At 75.7% G+C, this 4960-nt stretch carries 4 protein-coding genes; 2 read left to right on the forward strand and 2 right to left on the reverse strand.

Annotation, left to right across the window (positions count from 1 at the left end):
- Window positions 1-1714: AAA domain-containing protein (locus tag ABZV78_RS31315; protein WP_355644405.1), on the forward strand; the 1714-nt coding region annotated here is incomplete at its 5' end.
- A gap of 27 nt (window positions 1715-1741) precedes the next feature.
- Here ABZV78_RS31315 and ABZV78_RS31320 read toward each other — a convergent pair.
- Window positions 1742-3493, reverse strand: a complete 1752-nt coding sequence (locus tag ABZV78_RS31320) for an ABC transporter ATP-binding protein (RefSeq protein ID WP_355644407.1) — start codon at window positions 3491-3493, stop codon at window positions 1742-1744.
- Between the two features lie 125 nt (window positions 3494-3618).
- On the opposite strand from ABZV78_RS31320, the gene ABZV78_RS31325 reads away from it, so the two are divergent.
- A complete protein-coding gene (locus tag ABZV78_RS31325) occupies window positions 3619-4041 on the forward strand; it encodes a MarR family transcriptional regulator (RefSeq protein ID WP_091258981.1) in 423 nt (140 codons plus the stop codon).
- A 57-nt stretch (window positions 4042-4098) separates the two neighbouring features.
- Here ABZV78_RS31325 and ABZV78_RS31330 read toward each other — a convergent pair whose 3' ends face one another.
- The gene (locus ABZV78_RS31330; protein ID WP_355644409.1) at window positions 4099-4725 is read right to left on the reverse strand and encodes a TetR/AcrR family transcriptional regulator; all 627 of its coding nucleotides are present in this window, start codon (window positions 4723-4725) and stop codon (window positions 4099-4101) included.
- Window positions 4726-4960 lie beyond the last annotated feature (235 nt).

The following is a 4960-nucleotide window of genomic DNA, read 5'->3' on the forward strand; positions in this document are numbered from 1 at the left end:
GTCCAGTCCGGCGACGATCGCCCGCAGCGACCGCCCCGCGAGGACCTGGCGGACGGCCTCCCGACCCGGCTGGCAGCCCCTGCTGCCGGCCCTGAGCCGGGACGCCCCGGGCGTGTTCGACCCGGACACCGACCTGGCCGCGGTCCGGTCCGCGCTGGCCGACGCCACCCGGGCCGGCGACGGCTGGTGGCGGCGCTGGCGGCGGGCCCGCGCCGGGCAACGGCTGCGGCGGCTCGCGGGCGGCGACGTGCCGGTGGAGCGGGTGCGGGCGGCCGTGGAGGCGGCGGGCGCGGTACGGGCGGCGGCCCGGCTGGCCGCCACGGGAGGCACCGATTTGGCGGCCGCCTGGCGCAGCCTGGCGGAGGCGGACGCCGCGCTGGCCGACGCCGTCGGCACGGCGATGCGCCACCGGGCGGCCAGTGCCCGGCGGTGGACCGGTGCGGCGCGGCGCGCCACCAGCGGCCTCGGCGCGGCGCTGCGGGCCGGCCGGAACCGCCGCCGCGAGCTGCTCGCCGGGCTGGACGCCGAGGCGCTGGTGCGGGCGCTGCCGCTGTGGGTGGGTACGGTCACCGACGTCGAGGACCTGCTGCCGCCGGTGGCCGGGATGTTCGACCTGGTGGTGCTCGACGAGGCCGCGCACATCGACCAGCTGCGGGCCGCGCCGGTGCTGGCCCGGGCGCGGCGCGCGCTGGTGGCCGGCGACCCTCGGCAGCTCCGGTTCGTGTCGTTCGTGGCCGACGTGGACGTGGCCGCCACGCTGCACCGGCACGGTCTGGACCGGTTCGGCGACCGGCTCGACGTGCGCCGGTCGAGCGCCTTCGACGTGGCGGCCGGCGCCGCCCCGGTCACCTGGCTCGGCGAGCACCACCGGTCCGTCCCGCACCTGATCCAGTTCTCCGCGCGCCGGTTCTACGGTGACCGGCTGGAACTGGTGACCCGGCATCCGCGCAACGAACGCGCCGACGTCATCGACGTGCTCACCGTTGCCGGGTCGACCGTGGTCGACGGTGTCAACGAGGCCGAGGTCACCGCCGCCCTCGACCTCGTGCGGCGGCTCGCCGAAGACGCGCCGGCGGGCGGGATCGCGGTGGTCAGCCCGTTCCGGGCGCAGGCGGACGCGCTGGAGGCCGCACTGCTGGCCGCGTTCGACGTCGACGAGATCGAGCGCCTCGGCCTGCGCTCGGGCACCGTGCACGCGTTCCAGGGCAGCGAGGCGGACGTGGTGATCGCCTCCCTGGGGCTGGTGGACGACGACCCGCCGTCGCGGCACCGGTTCGTGGCCGAGCCCAACCTGTTCAACGTGCTGGTCACCCGGGCCCGCGCGCGACTGGCCGTGGTCACCTCCCTGCGGTCGCCCGAGGGCCTGGTGGGCGACTACCTGGCCTACGCGGGCCGGCCGCCGGTCGCACCGGACGCGGAGGCGGTGACGGGCTGGACCGCCGACCTGGCGGAGGAGCTGCGCCGGCTCGACCTGCCGGTGCGGCCCGGCTATCCGGTGGGCCGGTGGCGGCTCGACCTCTGCGTGGGAGCCGGCGAGGACGCGGTCGGGGTGGTCTGCGCGGTGCACCCGGACGGTGTCGCCGCGCACCTGGAACGGCAGCGCACGCTGACCCGGGCCGGCTGGCGGCTGCACGACGTGTTCGCCAGCCGCTGGGCGGGCGACCCGATCCGCGCCGCCCTGGACCTGGCGTCCCGCCTCAAGCTCACCGGCTGACCAGAAGGGCCGCCACGCGCCGCCCGCTCAGGCGGCGAGGGCCGCGTACCGGCCGGCGTGGTCGAGCAGGCTGTCGTGGGTGCCGGACTCGACGATCCGCCCGTGGTCGAGCACGGCGATCTGGTCGGCGTCGCGGACGGTGGACAGGCGGTGCGCGATGGTGACCACGGTGCGTCCCCGGGCCAGCTCGTCGAAGGCCCGCTGCACGGCGCGCTCGGTCTCGGTATCCAGCGCGCTGGTCGCCTCGTCCAGCACCAGGATCCGCGGGTCGCGCAGCAGCGTGCGGGCGATGGCCAGGCGCTGCTTCTCGCCGCCGGAGAACCGGTGGCCGCGGGAGCCGACCACCGTGTCGTACCCGTCGGGCAGCGCGGCGATCAGGTCGTGGATCTGCGCGGCGCGGGCGGCGGCCTCGATGTCGGCGTCGGTGGCGTCCGGCTTCGCGTACCGGAGGTTCTCCCGCACGGTGGCGTGCAGCAGGTAGGTCTCCTGGCTGACCACGCCCACGACGGCGGCCAGGTCGGCCAGGCGCACGTCGCGCAGGTCGACGCCGTCGATGGTGATCCGGCCGGCGTCGGGGTCGTGCAGCCGGCTGATCAGCGCGGCGAGGGTGCTCTTGCCTGAGCCGGTCTCGCCCACGAGCGCCAGGCTGGTGCCGGCCGGGACATCCAGGTTGACGCCGGCGACGGCGGCGGTGTCGCTGCCCGGGTAGCTGAAGGTGACGTCGGAGAAGCGCAGGTGGCCGCGGACCCGGGCCGGATCGAGGGGCACCGGCCGCGCCGGGTTGGCCACCTCGACGGGCAGGTCCAGGTATTCGAAGATCCGGGCGAACAGCGCCATCGACGCGGTCAGCGAGACGCCGACGTTGAGCAGGCCCATGAGTGGCCGGAACAGGTTGCCCTGGAGGGCCGTGAAGGCGACCAGGGTGCCGATGGTGAGCGTGCCGGCGGTGCCGGGCAGGCCGGCGCCGAGGTAGATGACGGCCGGGATGGCCGCGAAGATCACCGTCATCGAGGCCATGCGCCAGCGGCCGGCCAACTCCGAGCGGAGTTCCAGGTCGACCAGGCGGGCCGAGGAGGCGGTGAACCGGTCGACCAGGGTCGCGCCGGCGCCGAGGGTCTTGGCGAGCTGCACGCCGCTGATCGACAGCCCCTCCTCGATGGTGACGTTGAGGTCGGCCAGCTCGCGCTGGCGGCGGGCGGTGATCTCCCGGCGCAGCCGGGCCACCCGCCGGGTCAGCCAGATGGCGGGCGGCAGCACGACCACCGAGACGAGGGTGAGCCGCCAGCTCAGCGCCACCATGGCGATCACCGTGGCGAGCACGGTGGTGAGGTTGGCGGCGATCGAGGTGGCGGTGGAGGTGACCACAGCCTGCATGCCGCCGATGTCGTTGGTGATCCGCGACTGCACCTCGCCGGTGCGGGTGCGGACGAAGAAGCCGATCGACTGGCGCTGGAGGTGGGTGAAGACGTCGGTGCGCAGCCGGTGCATGACCTCCTGCCCGACCCGGGTGGAGATCCAGGTCTGCGCCACGCCGAGCACGGCGGTCACCGCGGCCACCCCGACCATGCCCGCGACCAGCCAGGCCAGCAGGGTCAGGTCGCGCTCCGGGAGGGCCCGGTCGATCACGGTACGCAGCAGGAACGGCGACGCCATCGCGATCACGGACGACGCCACGATGATCGCCACCACGGCGGCGAGCGGGCCGCGGTGGGCGGTGAAGAGGCCGCCGATCCGGCGCAGCGACACCTGGCGGGCCTGCGTCTTCTCTGCGGGGGTCACGGAGGTTCGGCCGCCACCGCGGCCGTCACGGAATCCGTCCAAGGGGTGCTCTCTCTCGTCGGGGGGACATTGCTGAGGTTGCCTCATCATGAGGTAGCAACACTATGTGCTGCTACCGTATTCCGGTGACCGGCAGCGACGATGAGGAGAGCCTGGCCGAGACGTTCTGGGCGGTGGCCCGGCGGCTGCGCCACCAGTCCAAGCGCACCCTCGAACCCTGGGAGATCAACCCGGGGCACGCCCGGGCGCTCGCCGTGCTCATGCGGCACGGCGCCCTCCGGCTCAGCGCGCTCGCCGAGCACCTGCGCATCGCGCCCCGCTCCGCCACCGAGGTGGTCGACGGCCTGGCCGAGCGCGGGCTGGTCGAGCGCCGGCCCGATCCGGTCGACCGGCGAGCCACCCTGGTCGCGCTCACCGGGGAGGGCGAACGGGTCGGCGAGGCCATCCGGGGCGCCCGGGCCGCCGAGGCGGAACGGTTCTTCGGCGCCCTCGACCCGGCCGACCGGGACGAGCTGACCCGGATCCTGCGCCGGCTGCGCGAGGACTGAGCGAGACCCGGCGGGTCAGGGTCGGCCGGCGATCCGGCAGCGGTCCGGAAGGTCGGGTCAGCGCAGGCCGGCGGCGATGGCGTCGACCAGCAGCGCGCCGATGGTGCGGGCCAGGGTGGCCCGGGCCGCCGCCACGTCGAGGCCCATGGCGTCGCGCATCATGGCCCAGGCCGCCCAGGTGCAGGCCACGGTCAGCGCGTCCAGCAACTGCTCGCGCCCCTCCCCCGCGTGCGCCAGCTCGGGGTCGAAGGCCTGCTCGATCTCGTGGCGGACCCGGGCGATGGCCCCCTCACGGTTGCGCCGCAGCTGCGGCGAGAACGGCTCGCGCAGCGCCGAGGCGCGCGCCGAGGGCGCCAGCACCTCCAGCATCTCGGCCCGCTGGTCGCAGAACTCCGCGATCCGGCGGGTGAGCGGCAGCTCGGGCGGGATCGGCTGCCAGAGCGCGTCCAGCCGCTCGCCGACCCGCAGCCCGGTCGCGGCGAACAGGGTCTCCATGTCCTTGAAGTTGGTCCACAGGGTGCGCAGGGACACCCCGGCCCGCTCGGCGATCCGCTCCCCGGTGGGCCGCAGGTCGCCCTCGTCGATGAGCGCCAGGTGCGCCTCGACGATGGCGGCGCGGGTCCGCTCGGCCCGCGCCGAGCGGCCGTCCACCCGCGCCGGCACCTCGGCGTCCACCTCGATCATGCGACCGCCCCCTGTGTGTGGCTGCTGGCCGGCACGACCCGCCCGCCCCGGTGGCGTCACGCCGGAATGCTGAACTCTACGTGCGCGCCACCGGGCGGGGGGGGGCCGGGGGGGCCCCCCCCCCCGCCCTCTCCCCCGCGGGGGCCCCCCCCGCCACCCGGGGCCCCCCCCCTCGCGTCACGCGGCTGTGACGCGGGTGTGGCACATTCGGGGGGAGGTGATCGTGATGACGATG

The sequence above is a fragment of the Micromonospora sp. NPDC004540 genome (genome assembly GCF_040610095.1).
GTDB lineage: Bacteria > Actinomycetota > Actinomycetes > Mycobacteriales > Micromonosporaceae > Micromonospora.